This window comes from Allobosea sp. P2_A10 (assembly GCF_056405115.1).
The window spans coordinates 1-710 of record NZ_JBFUCS010000062.1 but is presented as its reverse complement, the minus strand read 5'-3'; the positions used below and the strand labels follow the sequence as shown (position 1 = coordinate 710).

At 58.5% G+C, this 710-nt stretch carries 1 protein-coding gene; it reads right to left on the bottom strand.

Annotated elements, in window-relative coordinates; all coding sequences use genetic code 11:
- Positions 1-461: 461 nt before the first annotated feature.
- On the bottom strand, positions 462-710 hold a 249-nt coding region (locus AC1DZY_RS26635; protein WP_476823168.1), incomplete at its 5' end, for a transposase.

Sequence of the window (710 nt, the reverse complement as noted above, 5' to 3'; positions counted from 1 at the left end):
GTCAAATCCGTTTCGTATCGAAGTCCCGCGCGACTATGCTGCCGGCGAGTGGCTGGGGTCCACATCGCTCGCTCCAAGATGGCCTGAACAACCCCTTGGAATCACGAGCGCCCCAGCCGCTCAACCCTTTCGGGACGGGCTCTAAGATGAAGGACGTGCGATGATGGAGGCAATCAAGGCCATTGTCCGATGCGAGGGCGATTATGAGCGTGCGAAAGAGCGCGCCGCCGAACTCGTCGAGCCGCAACCTGGATTGAGGAAGCTGAACTGATCGGGCTGATCGAGGCGCTAAAGAAATGGGACGTTCGTCATGATGACGAGCCTGATTGGTCCTAGCGGGCGAGGTCACGGGATGTTCCGCGTAATAGACAACTACAGAAGCGGGCCGCCGCCGTAGGTCTGGGCGGTCTCGAGCCTAATATTGTTTTGTTTTCTCGCCGCCGTTGATATCTCCCGATTGACTAGGCTTCGTGGACAAAGGGTAGCCAGAGTTTGACTGCGGCGATGGCGACGAAACCGAGGTAGGACTCCTTGCTCTTGTCGTAGCGTGTGGCGACGCGCCGCCAGTTCTTGAGCTTGCTGAACAGTCGCTCGATCAGATTGCGCCACTTGTATTTTTCGGCATCGTGCGGCGCAGGGTTCTTGCGATTGCGCTTGGCCGGTATGACGGCCTCGATCTCGGCTTTCGCCAACTCCTCGCGAATGGCGTC